The following is a 15,018-nucleotide window of genomic DNA, read 5'->3' on the forward strand; positions in this document are numbered from 1 at the left end:
TGCTCCTCGGCGACCAGGACCGCGCCCTCCCTGGCCGTACCCTCCACGGCCAGGGCCACCAGGTCCGAGTTGGTGGAGCCGGTGCGCTGCACCACCTCCACGTCGCAGTAGAGGCCCCCGTGCCCGCCGTCCTTCACCAGCGCCCGGCGCAGCGCCGGGCCATTGAGCGGCGGACGGTCAAGGTCGGACCAGCGGCTGTCGTCTGATGCATCTCGCGGCGTCATGCAAGCCACCCTAGGTGTGGCCAACGCCGCACTGCCGATTGGTAGGCGCGCCACTACTCTACGGATGAGTAACCGTCCCCCCTTTTGAGCAGGCAGGGAGCCGCGATCCCGATGTCCGAGCCGGAAGAGCAGATCGACATCCACACCACCGCGGGCAAGCTCGCGGATCTTCAGCGCCGCATCGAGGAAGCGACGCACGCCGGCTCCGCACGTGCCGTCGAGAAGCAGCACGCCAAGGGCAAGTTGACGGCGCGTGAGCGCATCGAACTCCTCCTCGACGAGGGGTCCTTCGTCGAGCTGGACGAGTTCGCCCGGCACCGGTCGACGAACTTCGGCCTGGAGCACAACCGGCCCTACGGTGACGGCGTCGTCACCGGGTACGGCACGGTCGACGGCCGCCCCGTCGCCGTGTTCTCGCAGGACTTCACCGTCTTCGGCGGTGCGCTGGGCGAGGTCTACGGCCAGAAGATCGTCAAGGTCATGGACTTCGCGCTGAAGACCGGCTGCCCGGTCATCGGCATCAACGACTCCGGCGGCGCCCGCATCCAGGAGGGCGTCGCGTCGCTGGGCGCGTACGGCGAGATCTTCCGCCGCAACACCCACGCCTCCGGGGTCATCCCGCAGATCAGCCTGGTCGTCGGCCCGTGCGCGGGCGGGGCCGTCTACTCCCCCGCGATCACCGACTTCACGGTCATGGTCGACCAGACCTCGCACATGTTCATCACCGGTCCGGACGTCATCAAGACGGTCACCGGCGAGGACGTCGGCTTCGAGGAGCTGGGCGGCGCCCGTACCCACAACTCCGCCTCGGGCGTGGCGCACCACATGGCCGGGGACGAGAAGGACGCCATCGAGTACGTCAAGCAGCTGCTGTCGTACCTGCCGTCCAACAACCTCTCCGAGGCCCCGGCCTTCCCGGAGGAGGCGGACCTCGAACTCAGCGACGAGGACCGCGAGCTGGACGTGATCGTGCCGGACAGCGCGAACCAGCCGTACGACATGCACACGGTGATCGAACACGTCCTGGACGACGCCGAGTTCTTCGAGACGCAGCCGCTGTTCGCGCCGAACATCCTCACCGGGTTCGGGCGGGTCGAGGGCCGCCCGGTCGGCATCGTCGCCAACCAGCCGATGCAGTTCGCGGGCTGCCTCGACATCGACGCGTCCGAGAAGGCCGCGCGGTTCGTGCGGACCTGTGACGCCTTCAACGTCCCGGTGCTCACCTTCGTCGACGTGCCCGGCTTCCTGCCCGGCGTCGACCAGGAGCACACCGGCATCATCCGCCGCGGCGCCAAGCTGATCTACGCCTACGCCGAGGCGACGGTCCCGCTGATCACCGTCATCACCCGCAAGGCCTTCGGCGGCGCCTACGACGTCATGGGCTCCAAGCACCTCGGCGCCGACCTCAACCTCGCCTGGCCGACCGCCCAGATCGCCGTCATGGGCGCCCAGGGCGCGGTCAACATCCTGCACCGCCGCACGATCGCCGAGGCCGAGGCGAACGGCGACCTGGAGGCGACCCGCGCCCGGCTGATCCAGGAGTACGAGGACGCCCTCCTCAACCCCTACATCGCGGCCGAGCGCGGCTACATCGACTCGGTGATCATGCCGTCGGAGACCCGTCGGCACATCGTGCGCGGCCTGCGTCAGCTGCGCACCAAGCGGGCGTCCCTGCCCCCGAAGAAGCACGGCAACATCCCCCTCTAGCCCCAGGAGCCGTCATGACGATCAAGGTGCTGCGGGGCAACCCGACCCCGGAGGAGCTGGCCGCCGCCCTGGCGGTGGTCAGAGCCCGCGCCGCGGCGGCGGCATCGGTGCCGCCCGGCGCGCCCACCGAACGGGACTCGTGGTCGGACCCGGCAAGGATCGCGGCACACCGCCTGCCGCAGCCGGGCCCGACGACGTGGGCACGTACTTACTGGCCCGGTTAGGACTCGCTCACGCACAGAGGTGGAACCAGGGGCGCCATTTGAGTACGCGTACTCAGGCGCCCTCCATCCCCCAGCCGCACGCTGGTGGCATGTTGTGGTCCGACCCCGAAGACGAGCCGCCGAAGGAACTCCGCGACATGCAGAACATGCTGCGGAGACTCGGCGTCCTCATGGCATTGGCGAGTGTGCTCGCCATACTCGTGGCCGGACTACGCTGACCGCATGACTGATCAGCCCCGCCGTCGGCTCGTCCTCGCCTCCCAGTCCCCCGCCCGACTGAACCTCCTGCGCCAGGCCGGACTGGACCCCGAGGTCATCGTCAGCGGCGTCGACGAGGACGCCGTCACCGCCCCCACCCCCGCCGAGCTCGCGCTCGCCCTGGCGGAGGCGAAGGCCTCCGTGGTGGCGGCGAAGCCCGAGGTCATGGGCGCGCTGGTGATCGGCTGCGACTCGGTCCTCGATCTGGACGGACAGGCCCTGGGCAAGCCCTCCGACGCCGAGGACGCCACGGCCCGCTGGAAGTCGATGCGCGGCCGTGCGGGCACCCTCCAGACCGGCCACTGCGTCTGGGACACGGTGAGCGGCCGGTACGCCTCCGCCACCGCCTCCACGGTCGTCCGCTTCGGCGACCCGACCGACGAGGAGATCGCCGCGTACGTCGCCTCGGGCGAACCCCTCTACGTCGCCGGGGCGTTCACCCTCGACGGCCGCTCGGCCCCGTTCATCGACGGCATCGACGGCGACCACGGCAATGTCATCGGCATCAGCCTGCCCCTCGTCCGGCGCCTGCTGGGCCAGTTGGGGACCTCCATCACGGACCTGTGGACCTGACCTAGGGGGTGTTTTGAAAGTCCTGTGCGGTGCCCGCGGTGTTCGGTGCGTGCCCTCGGCGTGCCGGACGAAGGCCCTCGTACTGGACGTACTTGGGTCTTTGGCCGGTGCGGCGAGGGTGCGTGCCGGGCGCCGCGGGTGCTGTGCGGGACTTTCAAAACACCCCCTAGGCGGGCGCGGCCCCGTTCGTGGGCTCCGGTCCGGGCTCGGGCCGCGCGTCGGCCGGCTCCTCCTGGGCGTCGTACGTCATCAACAGCAGCACGATCAGCCCCAGCACCACCACCATGAACAGGAACGCCGCCCAGCCCACCAGGCCCCAGGCGAAGGCCCCCAGCAGGCCGTGCACCACCGCCGCGCTGATCAGCAGCATCCGCCCGAGGCCGGCCGCGGGACGGTCCCGTAGCGCGACCAGAAGCGCGACCAGACCGCACAGCGCGAAGTACAGGCCGAAGGCCACCCCGCCGATCTTCGAGGACATCGACATCACATCGGGGTCCAGGCCCGCCAGGGACATGTCCTGGCGGTCGACCACCACGCCCAGGAACCACTGGACCGCCGCGATGCCGAATGCCTCGGCGAAGAGGACGACCGCCACCACCCACGCCACCGGTCTGCGCACCACCGGCCCCCACCCACTTCCGAGCGCTCTAGCGCCGTCCTAGCAGGACTGCGGTTACTCCAAGTACGTTCGAGACAAGCGAACGCTACTAACGGGTAAACCTCGGGACAAGGGTTCTGGGAGGGGCAAAGAATCGTTGGGCCATTCGTAGGGACTCCACAAAGAAACTGAGTGGCCCGCAGCACCTGATGACAGAGACCTTGACCACAACGGGCGGCTAGGGTTTCCGGGAGGAGTCCTTCGTACCGCGGTGCGACAAGGGATTTCGCGGGTCGAGCGAGCCTCGAATCACGCTCCGTGTGGGCAAGCTCACCATTGGGGACGGGTCGAAGTGCCGTGTCGGCAGTCCCTAAACTCGGCTTGTTTCAAGGAGGGAGCCTCAATCGTGCGCAAGGTGCTCATCGCCAACCGTGGCGAAATCGCTGTCCGCGTGGCCCGGGCGTGCCGGGACGCCGGTATCGCGAGCGTGGCCGTATACGCCGACCCCGACCGGGACGCTCTGCATGTCCGCGCCGCGGATGAGGCGTTCGCCCTGGGCGGTGACACCCCGGGCACGAGCTATCTGGACATCGAGAAGGTCCTCAAGGCGGCGCGCGAGTCGGGGGCGGACGCCATCCATCCCGGCTACGGCTTCCTCTCCGAGAACGCCGAGTTCGCTCAGGCCGTTCTCGACGCGGGCCTGATCTGGATCGGTCCGCCGCCGCAGGCCATCCGGGACCTCGGTGACAAGGTCGCCGCCCGGCACATCGCCCAGCGCGCGGGTGCGCCGCTGGTCGCCGGCACGCCGGACCCGGTCTCGGGCGCCGAGGAGGTCGTGGCCTTCGCCGAGGAGCACGGCCTGCCCATCGCGATCAAGGCCGCCTTCGGTGGCGGTGGCCGTGGTCTGAAGGTGGCCCGGACCCTCGAAGAGGTGCCGGAGCTCTACGACTCGGCGGTCCGTGAGGCCGTCGCCGCCTTCGGCCGTGGCGAGTGCTTCGTCGAGCGCTACCTGGACAAGCCGCGGCATGTGGAGACCCAGTGCCTGGCCGACCAGCACGGCAATGTCGTCGTTGTGTCGACCCGTGACTGCTCGCTCCAGCGCCGCCACCAGAAGCTGGTCGAGGAGGCCCCGGCGCCGTTCCTCTCCGACGAGCAGGTCGCCGAGCTGTACGCCTCCTCCAAGGCCATCCTGAAGGAGGCCGGTTACGTCGGCGCCGGCACCGTCGAGTTCCTGGTCGGCCTGGACGGCACGATCTCCTTCCTGGAGGTCAACACCCGTCTCCAGGTGGAGCACCCGGTCACCGAGGAGGTCGCCGGCATCGACCTCGTCCGCGAGATGTTCCGGATCGCCGACGGCGAGGAGCTCGGCTACGACGACCCGGCGCTGCGCGGCCACTCCTTCGAGTTCCGCATCAACGGCGAGGACCCGGGCCGTAACTTCCTCCCGGCGCCCGGCACGGTCACCGCGTTCAACCCGCCCTCCGGCCCCGGTGTCCGCCTGGACGCGGGCGTGGAGTCCGGCTCGGTCATCGGCCCGGCCTGGGACTCCCTGCTGGCCAAGCTGATCGTCACCGGCCGCACCCGCAAGGAGGCCCTGCAGCGGGCCGCCCGCGCCCTGGAGGAGTTCCAGGTCGAGGGCATGGCCACGGCGATCCCGTTCCACCGCGCGGTCGTCACGGACCCGGCGTTCGCCCCCGAACTCACCGGCAGCGAGGGCCCCTTCACGGTCCACACCCGCTGGATCGAGACCGAGTTCGTCAACGAGATCAAGCCCTTCGCCGCTCCCGCCGACGCCGAGACGGACGAGGAAGCGGGCCGTGAGACGGTCGTCGTCGAGGTGGGCGGCAAGCGCCTGGAGGTCTCCCTCCCGTCCTCGCTCGGCATGTCGCTGGCCCGCACCGGCCTCGCGGCGGGCGCCAAGCCCAAGCGCCGCGCGGCGAAGAAGTCCGGCCCCGTCGCCTCCGGCGACACCCTCGCCTCCCCGATGCAGGGCACGATCGTCAAGATCGCGGTCGAGGAGGGCCAGGAGGTCAAGGAGGGCGACCTGGTCGTCGTCCTGGAGGCCATGAAGATGGAGCAGCCGCTCAACGCCCACAAGTCCGGCACGATCAAGGGCCTGTCCGCGGAGGTCGGCGCGTCGATCACCTCGGGCGCGGCGATCTGCGAGATCAAGGACTGAGCCGTACGACATCCCGAGGCGCCCGGCGGACTGGAGCAGTCAGTCCGCCGGGCGCCTCGTTTTCCCCGTCCCCCGAGACGGCGGCCTCTACGGGGTGCGTGTCCAGCCCGTGCCGTGGCGGACGACGACGAGTCCGGCCAGGGCGAAGGCGACGGCCATCATCGCGAAGGACACGACGGTCAGGGGCATGATGCCGCCCGCGTACCCGACCACGTTGACCGGCATGGACAGGATCGGCAGCCAGGCCGCCCAGGGCGCGATCACCCGGCCGCGCAGCAGGGCGACACCGAGCAGGGTCGCCCCGAGGACGTGGGCGACGACGAAGTAGAAGGTCGGTACGGCGACCACCAGCCGCCCGTACGTGCCCTCCCCGGCCTTCGCCAGGGCATCCTGGCTCACCCCCTCCTCAAGCCCGCCCAGGGCGACCGCGTCCATCTCCGGCGCCGAGGCGATGGCCAGCAGACCGGTGCCGAACAGGACGAGCCCCCACCGCCCGAGCTTCGGCGAGTACCGCATCGCCGGCAGCCCCACGACCAGCGCGCCGACCACGATGGCGATCCCTCCGAACAGCCAGCACCACAGGCCCACTTCGGTGAGCGTGCGGTCGTCGGCGATGTCCCGGACGATCTCCTCCTCCGTGACCGGCGCGGGAAGGCCGCTCGCAGGTGCGCGATGGCATCCTGAAGGCAGAGCCGGGCCCGGATGAGAGCAGGTGGGAGCCATGGTGGGCGCGACCTCGCGCGGGACCGCGGAGAGTGGAGGTGCGGTGGCACCGCAGGTTGCTCCGCGCGCCATGCGCGCCGATGCCCGGCGCAACTACGAGCGCCTCCTCACCGAGGCCCGCACCGCCTTCGCCGAACACGGCACGGACGCTTCCCTGGAGGACGTGGCCCGCAGAGCGGGCGTGGGAATCGGCACCCTCTACCGCCACTTCCCCAACCGCCACGCCCTGCTGAGCGCGGTCTTCGAGGACGCGGTGAGCGACCTGCTCGCCCGGGCCCGGGAACTGAGCCGGGCGCCGGAGCCGTGCACGGCCTTGGTGACGTGGCTGAGGGAAATGGTCAAGCACGCGAGCGAGTACCGAGGCTTGTCGCGAGCCCTGATGTCCGTCTCGTACGACGACACATCGGCCCTGTCCCGCTGTAGCGACCCGATCAGGGAGGCGGGGGATGAGCTGCTGAGCAGAGCGCAGGAGGCGGGTGCGGTCCGCCCCGGCGTAGCGATCGGCGACCTCCTGCAACTGACCCACGCCATCGCATTGGCGGCGGAGGCGACCCCCGGGGATCCGGAACTGGCAGACAGGCTGCTCATGCTGACGCTACGGGGCCTCAAACCCACCTAGGGGCGCGGGGAACTGCGCGACCGGCCACAACGGACCAGCACCCGCGCACCCCACCAAGCCCCCACGACGCATAGGCGAACCTACCGCCGCCGAAGATCAGCAACCCGCGCCCGCTCGGACGCCGGCACCGGCTCCCCCAGCACCGCCGACCGAAGCCCCGCCGGAGCCGCCCGCCTAGGGCCCGGCACGGAACGCGCGCGTCGTGCCGGGACTTCGTCACCCCCCTGGCTCCCACTCGCCCCGGCCACGGCGATCTGCACCCCCTGATCGGCAAGGGCCTGCAGCTCGGTCTGGGCACGGTCGTCATGCGTGGGCGGCTCATCGGTCACCAGCCGCGTGATCACATCCGTGGGCACGGTCTGGAACATCGTGTCCGTACCGAGCTTGGTGTGATCGGCGAGGACGACGACTTCCGCCGCCGCCTGCACCAGGGCCCGGTCGACGGACGCCGAGAGCATGTTGGACGTGGACAGCCCGCGCTCGGCGGTCAGGCCACTGCCGGAGAGGAAGGCCCGGGAGACCCGCAAACCCTGGAGGGACTGCTCGGCACCCGAGCCGACGAGGGCGTAGTTGGAACCGCGCAGGGTGCCGCCGGTCATCACGACCTCCACCCGGTTCGCATGGGCCAACGCCTGGGCCACCAGCAGGGAGTTGGTGACGACGGTCAGCCCGGGCACCCGGGCCAGCCGACGGGCCAGCTCCTGCGTGGTCGTACCGGCCCCGACCACGATGGCCTCGCCCTCTTCGACGAAGTTCGCGGCGAGATCGGCGATGGCCGTCTTCTCGGCGGTCGCGAGATGTGACTTCTGCGGAAAGCCGGACTCCCGCGTGAACCCGCCCGGCAATACCGCACCGCCATGTCGGCGGTCGAGGAGTCCTTCTGCCTCCAGCGCGCGCACGTCCCGCCGTACGGTCACTTCGGAGGTCTGGACGACGCGGGCGAGCTCACGGAGCGACACGGCCCCGTTCGCTCGCACCATTTCGAGGATCAATTGGCGACGTTCTGCAGCGAACACGAAACTGACAGTAACCCCAACGACCGTCTGGTTTCAGCAGTTTGCGCCGAATAGCAGAACTTGTTCGCACAGGAGGGCGGGAAGTGGTATAGGAGCTACGCCCCGCGCCTATGCCGCACGCATGCTCGACAACTCCCCGTGACCAGCGGGGAGTCGGTTCAAGCCGTCAGACCTCGGCGCCGCTCTTACGGGTGTGCAGCTGCCGGGCGACCTCGGCGATCGACCCCGAAAGAGACGGGTACACGGTGAACGCGTTCGCGATCTGTTCGACCGTCAGATTGTTGTCGACGGCGATCGAGATGGGGTGGATCAGTTCCGAGGCGCGGGGGGACACGACCACACCGCCGACCACGATGCCGGTGCCCGGACGGCAGAAGATCTTGACGAAGCCGTCCCGGATGCCCTGCATCTTGGCGCGCGGGTTGCGCAGCAGCGGGAGCTTGACGACACGGGCGTCGATCTTCCCGCCGTCCACGTCCGCCTGCGAGTAGCCGACGGTCGCGATCTCGGGGTCGGTGAAGACGTTGGAGGAGACCGTCTTGAGGTTCAGCGGAGCCACCGCGTCGCCGAGGAAGTGGTACATGGCGATACGGCCCTGCATGGCCGCCACCGACGCGAGGGCGAAGACGCCGGTGACGTCACCGGCGGCGTACACACCCGGGGCCGTGGTCCTGGACACCTTGTCGGTCCAGATGTGACCGGAGTCGCGCAGCCTGACACCGGCCTCCTCCAGGCCGAGCCCGGCGCTGTTCGGAATGGCGCCGACGGCCATGAGGCAGTGCGAGCCGGTGATGACGCGGCCGTCGGCGAGGGTGACCTCGACGCGGTCGCCGACGCGCTTGGCGGCGGAGGCGCGGGAGCGGGCCATGACGTTCATGCCACGGCGGCGGAAGACGTCTTCGAGGACGGCGGCGGCGTCGGGGTCCTCACCGGGAAGGACTCGATCGCGCGAGGACACGAGCGTGACCTTCGACCCGAGGGCCTGGTAGGCACCGGCGAACTCGGCGCCGGTCACACCCGAGCCGACCACGATGAGCTCTTCCGGCAGCTCGTCGAGGTCGTAGACCTGGGTCCAGTTGAGGATGCGCTCGCCGTCGGGCTGGGCGTCGTCCAGCTCGCGCGGGTGACCGCCGGTGGCGATGAGGACGGCGTCGGCGACGAGGGTCTCCTCGGTGCCGTCGGCGGTCCTGACGATCACCTTGCGGGAGCCGTCGAGGGCCTGCATGCCGTCGAGCCGTCCGCGGCCGCGCATGACCCGGGCGCCGGCGCGGGTGACGGCGGCGGTGATGTCGTGCGACTGCGCGAGCGCGAGCCGCTTGACCCGTCGGTTGACCTTGCCGAGGTCCACGCCGACGACCCGGGCGGGGGTGTCGATGTGGGGGGTGTCGTCGGCGACGATGATGCCGAGCTCTTCGTACGACGAATCGAAGGTGGTCATCACCTCGGCCGTAGCGATAAGGGTCTTCGACGGCACGCAGTCGGTGAGCACCGACGCCCCGCCCAGGCCGTCGCAGTCGACGACGGTCACCTCCGCGCCGAGCTGGGCGGCCACCAGGGCCGCCTCGTATCCGCCGGGTCCGCCACCGATGATCACGATCCGAGTCACGTACTCCATTGTCCCGCACGTATCCCGGTGCTACGGCCCAGGGCCCCGCCCGAGACCCCACTGTTACGGGAGGGACTGCCGTTGCGCCCTGCCGTACCCTCTCCCCATGTCGCTCTACGCCGCGTACGCCGGCAACCTCGACGCGCGGCTGATGACCCGCCGCGCCCCGCATTCGCCGCTGCGCGCCACCGGCTGGCTGAACGGGTGGCGGCTGACCTTCGGGGGCGAGCAGATGGGCTGGGAGGGCGCGCTGGCGACGATCGTCGAGGATCCCTTCTCCCAGGTCTTCGTCGCGCTGTACGACATCGCCCCCATGGACGAGGAGTCCCTGGACCGCTGGGAGGGCGTGGGCCTGGGCGTCTACCGCCGGGCCCGGGTACGGGCGGTCACGCTGGAGGGCGAGGAGTCGGCGTGGGTCTACGTCCTGAACGGCTACGAGGGCGGCCTGCCGTCGGCGCGGTACCTGGGCGAGGTCGCGGACGCGGCGGAGTCGGCGGGGGCGCCGCACGACTATGTGATGGAGCTGCGGAAGCGGCCTTGCTGAGGGCTGGACCGGCCATAAACTCGGCTCATGCCGGTTCGCGCACCTACCAGACCTACTTCACCGAGCAGGCCGCCGCTGGGCGTGACCGGCTCGACGACCAGCAGCGTGCCGCGTTCGACAAGGGCATCTCGCTGCTGGCGCGTGACCCGTTTCCCGCCCTGTCCCGTCCCGTAAGCGCCACGGGCGACGACAGGACCATCCGGCTGACCCAGAACATCCTGGCCGAGTACACCGTCAGCATGGGCCGGTTGCTGATCTTCATCGTCGAGGTCTTCAACGACGGGGACGCCTTCGTCACCGAGGAATGACCGCCCTGCCCGCGGCGCGTTTCGTCGGAAACAACAAGACAACGATCGCCATCCCGTGGGCTCTGTCATCTACGCGCGTAGGCATTGACCGGCTACCCTCGTCGGCGTGAACGCATCTCTTCTTCCGGACGACATCCAGGGCGACCCTCACGCCGCCGCCGATGCCGCCGCCGCTCGCCTGCGCGAACTGACGGGCGCCGAGACCCACGACGTCGCCCTCGTGATGGGCTCCGGCTGGGCGCCGGCCGTGGACGCCCTCGGCGCTCCCGACGCCGAGTTCCAGGTCACCGAGCTGCCCGGGTTCCCGCCGCCGGCGGTGGCGGGCCATGGCGGCAAGGTCCGCTCGTACAAGATCGGCAACAAGCGGGCACTGGTCTTTCTCGGGCGTACGCACTACTACGAGGGCCGTGGCGTGGCCGCGGTCGCGCACGGTGTGCGTACGGCGGTCGCGGCCGGCTGCAAGACGGTCGTGCTGACGAACGGGTGCGGTGGTCTGCGGGAGGGCATGCGCCCGGGGCAGCCGGTCCTGATCAGCGACCACATCAACCTCACGGCGACGTCGCCGATCGTGGGCGCGAACTTCGTGGACCTGACGGATCTCTACTCGCCGCGGCTGCGGGCGCTGTGCAAGGAGATCGACCCCACGCTGGAGGAGGGCGTCTACGCCCAGTTCCCCGGCCCGCACTACGAGACTCCGGCGGAGATCCGTATGGCCCGGGTCATCGGGGCGGACCTGGTGGGTATGTCGACGGTGCTCGAAGCGATCGCGGCGCGTGAGGCGGGCGCGGAGGTGCTCGGTATCTCCCTGGTCACCAACCTCGCCGCCGGTATGACGGGCGAGCCCCTGAACCACGAGGAAGTCCTCCAGGCGGGCCGCGACAGCGCGACCCAGATGGGCTCGCTGCTGGCACAGGTACTGGGCCGCCTGTAAACCAGCAGACCTTTTTCGCCCCCGCCGCCCCTACCCGTCCCATCCTCCAGGGGCTGCCGCCCCTTCGACCCCGCCCCAGGGGGCTCTGCCCCCTGGACCCCCGCTCCTCAAACGCCGGAGGGGCTGATTTTCAGCCCGTCCGGCGTTTGAGGACGAGGCCGTTCAGGCCGAAGGGGGGTCTGGGGGCGCAGCCCCCAGTGGGGGTCTCCCCTCTGGGGGAGGGACGGGTAGGGGCGGCGGGGCGAACGAAACTCGCCGTCACCCCCACCGCGCCGCACGAACACACGAGAGGCTGACCCGACGTGCAAGACGATCTCATCGCCCGGGCCAAGGCATGGCTGGCCGAGGACCCCGACGCGGACACCCGTGCCGAACTCGCCAAGCTGATCGACGCCGAGGACACCGCAGAGCTCGCCGCACGCTTCAGCGGCACGCTCCAGTTCGGCACCGCGGGCCTGCGAGGCGAAATCGGCGCCGGCCCCCTGCGCATGAACCGCACGGTCGTCATCCGCGCCGCCGCCGGCCTCGCCGCGTACCTGAAGAAGCAGGGCCAGGAGGGCGGCCTCGTCGTCATCGGCTACGACGCCCGCCACAAGTCGGAGGACTTCGCCCGCGACACCGCCGCCGTGATGACCGGCGCCGGACTGCGGGCCGCCGTACTCCCCCGCCCCCTCCCCACCCCCGTCCTCGCGTACGCCATAAGGCACCTCGGCGCGGTCGCCGGCGTGGAGGTCACCGCCAGCCACAACCCGCCCCGCGACAACGGCTACAAGGTCTACCTCGGCGACGGCTCCCAGATCGTGCCCCCCGCCGACGCCGAGATCGCCGCCGAGATCGCCGCCATCGGCTCCCTCACCACCGTCCCCCGCCCCACCACCGGCTGGGAGACCCTGGACGACAGCGTCCTCGGCGCCTATCTCGCCCGCACGGACGCCGTCCTCGCCCAGGACTCCCCGCGCACCGCCCGCACGGTCTACACGGCCATGCACGGCGTCGGCAAGGACGTCCTGCTCGCCGCGTTCGCGCGGGCCGGCTTCCCGGAGCCCGCGCTCGTCGCCGAGCAGGCCGAGCCCGACCCGGACTTCCCCACCGTCGCCTTCCCCAACCCGGAAGAGCCCGGCGCGATGGACCTCGCCTTCGCGAAGGCCCGCGAGACGAACCCCGACCTCGTCATCGCCAACGACCCGGACGCCGACCGCTGCGCCGTGGCCGTGCAGCAGAACGACACCTGGCGCATGCTCCGGGGCGACGAGGTCGGCGCGCTGCTCGCCGCGCACCTCGTCCGACGCGGCGCGACCGGCACCTTCGCCGAGTCCATCGTCTCCTCCTCCCTCCTCGGCCGGATCGCCGAGAAGGCGAACCTCCCCTACGAGGAGACCCTCACCGGCTTCAAGTGGATCGCCCGGGTCGACGGCCTGCGCTACGGCTACGAGGAGGCCCTCGGCTACTGCGTCGACCCCGACGGCGTACGCGACAAGGACGGCATCACCGCCGCCCTGCTGATCACCGAACTCGCCTCCGGGCTCAAGGAGCGGGGCCGCACACTGCTGGACCTCCTCGACGACCTCGCCGTGGAGCACGGGCTGCACGCCACCGACCAGCTCTCGGTCCGCGTCGAGGACCTCTCCGTCATCGCGGACGCCATGCGCCGGCTGCGCGAGCAGCCGCCGACCGAGCTGGCCGGGCTGTCCATCACCCGCGCCGAGGACCTCACCCAGGGCACGGACAGGCTCCCGCCCACCGACGGCCTGCGCTACACCCTGGACGGCGCCCGCGTGATCGTCCGCCCGAGCGGCACCGAGCCCAAGCTCAAGTGCTACCTGGAGGTCGTCGTCCCGGTCGCCGACCACTCCGCCCTGTCGGCGGCCCGCGCCAGGGCCACCGACCTCCTGGAGGCGATCAAGCGGGACCTGTCGGCGGCGGCCGGCATCTGATCCGTAACACCAGCGACCGACGATGGGGTGCCCCCGCACGGAGGCACCCCATCGGGTGATTTCGGCGCGGCAGTTGACGCGGGCCACGCAACGACCCCACGCCGTACCCCCACAACGGCACGACCCCACGCTGTACCCCCACAACGGCGCGACCCCACGCCGCGGCCCCACAGCAGCGCGGCCGACGCCGTACCCCCACAACGGCGCGACCCGACACGGCACCCCCACAGCACGACCCCACGCCGCAACCCCACAACGGCGCGACCCCACGCTGTACCCCCACAACGGCGCGACCCGACGCCGTACCCCCCTACAGCGCGGCCCGGGCGACGACCATGGCCGCGACCCAGGCGACCGCGAGCAGCAGTGCCCACGGCCACAGCACGCGGCCGCGGTCGCGTACGTCGCTGTCCCCCGTGGGTCGCAGGGCGGGCTCGGTGCACAGGGCGGTGAGCTCGGCGGCCAGCCGGTCGTACGGATGCGTCAGCCCGCGCCGCCGCTCCAGCCACCTCCACCGGGGCGCGGCCACGGCCCAGGACCGACCGCCGCGCCACCGCAGCTTCAGCTCCATCGACCGGTGACGGGCGGAACGGAAGTCGTCCCAGGGAATGTGGACCACCTTGAACAGGCCGTTGATCCACAGCCCGGTCCGGTCGGCGGTGATCCGCCAGCCCACCTTCACCGGCATCCGAGCCGCACCGCACAGCCCGAGTACCAGGATCACGACCTGCTGCCACAGTGGAACCCCGGCATCGGTGAACGCGGCCCAGCTCAGCCAGACGCCCCACTGCGCCAGCAGCGCGGCCGCGAGCCAGTCCAGCCACCCCGCGCGTCGGCGCAGCACGGGCTGCGCAACCATCGCCACGTCGGCCGGCCCCTCCTCGGCCACCGGCGCGTCCCGCACCGGCCGCACCGGCCCGACCGACCGCTCGACGACGGGCAGCTCGTCCCGATCCTCGTCGGCACTGACGACGACGACCTCGGCACCGTCGTAGGGCAGCCCGTAGAGCACGGCTTCACGCAGAGGTCCCGGGGTGTCGTCGTCGAGCTGCTCAAGAAGCTCTTCGTCGTCCTCGTCGCCGTCGTCCTCCTCCTCGCCCTCCTCCTCGTCGGAGGTCAGCGGCAACGCGGAGACGGTGAACAGCGGCCGCAGCGCGGCCACGTCATCGGCGGCGAACACCTCGGTCCGGGCCGCGGGGTCGTCCCGTACCAGGACTCGCAGCACGGGCACGGGTGCCGACCGCAACCGCACGGCGCGGTACCGCCCGAGCCCGGCCGACACGAGGGCGGTGAGCCCGAGCCCGATCAGCAGCCACCCGGCCGAACCGGGAACCCCGACCAGCAAACCCCCGACCACCACCGCGACCAGTCCGACCACACCGAGCCACACACCCCGCCGCAGGGGCACGTCACCGCCCGGCACGGCCGCCGTGACACCCCCGGCGGCAGCCAGCGCACACGCCCGCTGCCGACGCCGGGCACGCAACCGCACCTCAGTCAGGCCGAGGGAGACCTGAGAGCCGAAGCTCAGGATGAGAGTGTGAACTCCAACCTGATAGTGCACTTGATAGCGT

General features: G+C 70.9%; 15 protein-coding genes and 1 pseudogene. 10 read left to right on the forward strand and 6 right to left on the reverse strand.

Features of this window, described 5'->3' with window-relative positions; translation table 11 throughout:
- A pseudogene (locus RMT89_RS32250) lies at nucleotides 1–224 on the reverse strand (biotin--[acetyl-CoA-carboxylase] ligase); the annotation flags it as partial.
- A gap of 111 nt (nucleotides 225–335) precedes the next feature.
- Here RMT89_RS32250 and RMT89_RS32255 point away from each other — a divergent pair.
- From RMT89_RS32255 to RMT89_RS32270, 4 genes are all read left to right on the forward strand, one after another.
- Entirely contained in the window at nucleotides 336–1,931 is a 1,596-nt protein-coding gene (locus RMT89_RS32255; protein ID WP_315887283.1) for an acyl-CoA carboxylase subunit beta, read from the forward strand.
- A 14-nt stretch (nucleotides 1,932–1,945) separates the two neighbouring features.
- Nucleotides 1,946–2,155: an acyl-CoA carboxylase epsilon subunit gene (locus tag RMT89_RS32260; protein ID WP_315887284.1), complete on the forward strand. Its 210-nt coding sequence runs from the start codon at nucleotides 1,946–1,948 to the stop codon at nucleotides 2,153–2,155.
- Between the two features lie 89 nt (nucleotides 2,156–2,244).
- Nucleotides 2,245–2,373, forward strand: a complete 129-nt coding sequence (gene mmpB, locus RMT89_RS32265; protein ID WP_315887285.1) for a morphogenic membrane protein MmpB — start codon at nucleotides 2,245–2,247, stop codon at nucleotides 2,371–2,373.
- A 4-nt stretch (nucleotides 2,374–2,377) separates the two neighbouring features.
- Nucleotides 2,378–2,986 carry a nucleoside triphosphate pyrophosphatase gene (locus tag RMT89_RS32270; protein WP_315887286.1) on the forward strand — a complete coding sequence of 203 codons (609 nt, stop codon included), beginning with the start codon at nucleotides 2,378–2,380 and terminating at the stop codon, nucleotides 2,984–2,986.
- Nucleotides 2,987–3,152: 166 nt separating this feature from the next.
- Here the strand turns inward: RMT89_RS32270 and RMT89_RS32275 are convergent, their stop codons facing one another.
- Nucleotides 3,153–3,608, reverse strand: coding sequence for a hypothetical protein (locus RMT89_RS32275; RefSeq protein WP_315887287.1), 456 nt, complete (start codon nucleotides 3,606–3,608; stop codon nucleotides 3,153–3,155).
- A 382-nt stretch (nucleotides 3,609–3,990) separates the two neighbouring features.
- On the opposite strand from RMT89_RS32275, the gene RMT89_RS32280 reads away from it, so the two are divergent.
- Complete coding sequence (locus RMT89_RS32280; RefSeq protein WP_315887288.1) at nucleotides 3,991–5,763, forward strand: biotin carboxylase N-terminal domain-containing protein; 1,773 nt, start codon at nucleotides 3,991–3,993, stop codon at nucleotides 5,761–5,763.
- Between the two features lie 87 nt (nucleotides 5,764–5,850).
- Here the strand turns inward: RMT89_RS32280 and RMT89_RS32285 are convergent, their stop codons facing one another.
- Nucleotides 5,851–6,486 (reverse strand): hypothetical protein, encoded by a 636-nt coding sequence (locus tag RMT89_RS32285; protein ID WP_315887289.1) that lies wholly within the window; start codon nucleotides 6,484–6,486, stop codon nucleotides 5,851–5,853.
- Nucleotides 6,487–6,556: 70 nt separating this feature from the next.
- Between RMT89_RS32285 and RMT89_RS32290 the strand changes: the two genes are divergently transcribed.
- Nucleotides 6,557–7,105: a helix-turn-helix domain-containing protein gene (locus RMT89_RS32290; protein ID WP_315887318.1), complete on the forward strand. Its 549-nt coding sequence runs from the start codon at nucleotides 6,557–6,559 to the stop codon at nucleotides 7,103–7,105.
- An 80-nt stretch (nucleotides 7,106–7,185) separates the two neighbouring features.
- Here RMT89_RS32290 and RMT89_RS32295 read toward each other — a convergent pair whose 3' ends face one another.
- Together RMT89_RS32295 and RMT89_RS32300 are read right to left on the reverse strand one after the other, a co-directional pair.
- A complete protein-coding gene (locus RMT89_RS32295; protein ID WP_315887290.1) occupies nucleotides 7,186–8,121 on the reverse strand; it encodes a DeoR/GlpR family DNA-binding transcription regulator in 936 nt (311 codons plus the stop codon).
- 166 nt (nucleotides 8,122–8,287) lie between these two features.
- Complete coding sequence (locus RMT89_RS32300) at nucleotides 8,288–9,736, reverse strand: NAD(P)H-quinone dehydrogenase (RefSeq protein ID WP_315887291.1); 1,449 nt, start codon at nucleotides 9,734–9,736, stop codon at nucleotides 8,288–8,290.
- Nucleotides 9,737–9,833: 97 nt separating this feature from the next.
- Between RMT89_RS32300 and RMT89_RS32305 the strand changes: the two genes are divergently transcribed.
- The 4 genes from RMT89_RS32305 (at nucleotide 9,834) to RMT89_RS32320 (ending at nucleotide 13,444) form a co-directional block, all read left to right on the forward strand.
- Nucleotides 9,834–10,271 (forward strand): gamma-glutamylcyclotransferase, encoded by a 438-nt coding sequence (locus tag RMT89_RS32305; RefSeq protein ID WP_315887292.1) that lies wholly within the window; start codon nucleotides 9,834–9,836, stop codon nucleotides 10,269–10,271.
- Nucleotides 10,265–10,579: a hypothetical protein gene (locus RMT89_RS32310; protein WP_315887293.1), complete on the forward strand. Its 315-nt coding sequence runs from the start codon at nucleotides 10,265–10,267 to the stop codon at nucleotides 10,577–10,579. The genes RMT89_RS32305 and RMT89_RS32310 overlap by 7 nt, the downstream gene beginning before the upstream one ends.
- 106 nt (nucleotides 10,580–10,685) lie before the next feature.
- A complete protein-coding gene (locus RMT89_RS32315; RefSeq protein WP_315887294.1) occupies nucleotides 10,686–11,510 on the forward strand; it encodes a purine-nucleoside phosphorylase in 825 nt (274 codons plus the stop codon).
- Nucleotides 11,511–11,812: 302 nt separating this feature from the next.
- Nucleotides 11,813–13,444 carry a phospho-sugar mutase gene (locus RMT89_RS32320; RefSeq protein ID WP_315887295.1) on the forward strand — a complete coding sequence of 544 codons (1,632 nt, stop codon included), beginning with the start codon at nucleotides 11,813–11,815 and terminating at the stop codon, nucleotides 13,442–13,444.
- 310 nt (nucleotides 13,445–13,754) lie between these two features.
- On the opposite strand, the gene RMT89_RS32325 is transcribed toward RMT89_RS32320, so the two are convergent.
- Nucleotides 13,755–14,930 (reverse strand): hypothetical protein, encoded by a 1,176-nt coding sequence (locus RMT89_RS32325; protein ID WP_315887296.1) that lies wholly within the window; start codon nucleotides 14,928–14,930, stop codon nucleotides 13,755–13,757.
- Nucleotides 14,931–15,018 lie beyond the last annotated feature (88 nt).

It is taken from the genome of Streptomyces sp. P17 (assembly GCF_032436805.1).
In the GTDB taxonomy this organism is placed as follows: Bacteria; Actinomycetota; Actinomycetes; order Streptomycetales; family Streptomycetaceae; genus Streptomyces.

What these genes read in the sequence shown, in the direction of transcription:
- RMT89_RS32270 (WP_315887286.1), top strand. Translation starts at nt 2,378, where the DNA reads ATGACTGATCAGCCCCGCCGTCGGCTCGTCCTCGCCTCCCAGTCCCCC.
- mmpB (WP_315887285.1), top strand. Translation starts at nt 2,245, where the DNA reads ATGTTGTGGTCCGACCCCGAAGACGAGCCGCCGAAGGAACTCCGCGAC.
- RMT89_RS32305 (WP_315887292.1), top strand. Translation starts at nt 9,834, where the DNA reads ATGTCGCTCTACGCCGCGTACGCCGGCAACCTCGACGCGCGGCTGATG.
- RMT89_RS32255 (WP_315887283.1), top strand. Translation starts at nt 336, where the DNA reads ATGTCCGAGCCGGAAGAGCAGATCGACATCCACACCACCGCGGGCAAG.
- RMT89_RS32290 (WP_315887318.1), top strand. Translation starts at nt 6,557, where the DNA reads ATGCGCGCCGATGCCCGGCGCAACTACGAGCGCCTCCTCACCGAGGCC.
- RMT89_RS32285 (WP_315887289.1), bottom strand. Translation starts at nt 6,486, where the DNA reads ATGGCTCCCACCTGCTCTCATCCGGGCCCGGCTCTGCCTTCAGGATGC.
- RMT89_RS32300 (WP_315887291.1), bottom strand. Translation starts at nt 9,736, where the DNA reads ATGGAGTACGTGACTCGGATCGTGATCATCGGTGGCGGACCCGGCGGA.
- RMT89_RS32260 (WP_315887284.1), top strand. Translation starts at nt 1,946, where the DNA reads ATGACGATCAAGGTGCTGCGGGGCAACCCGACCCCGGAGGAGCTGGCC.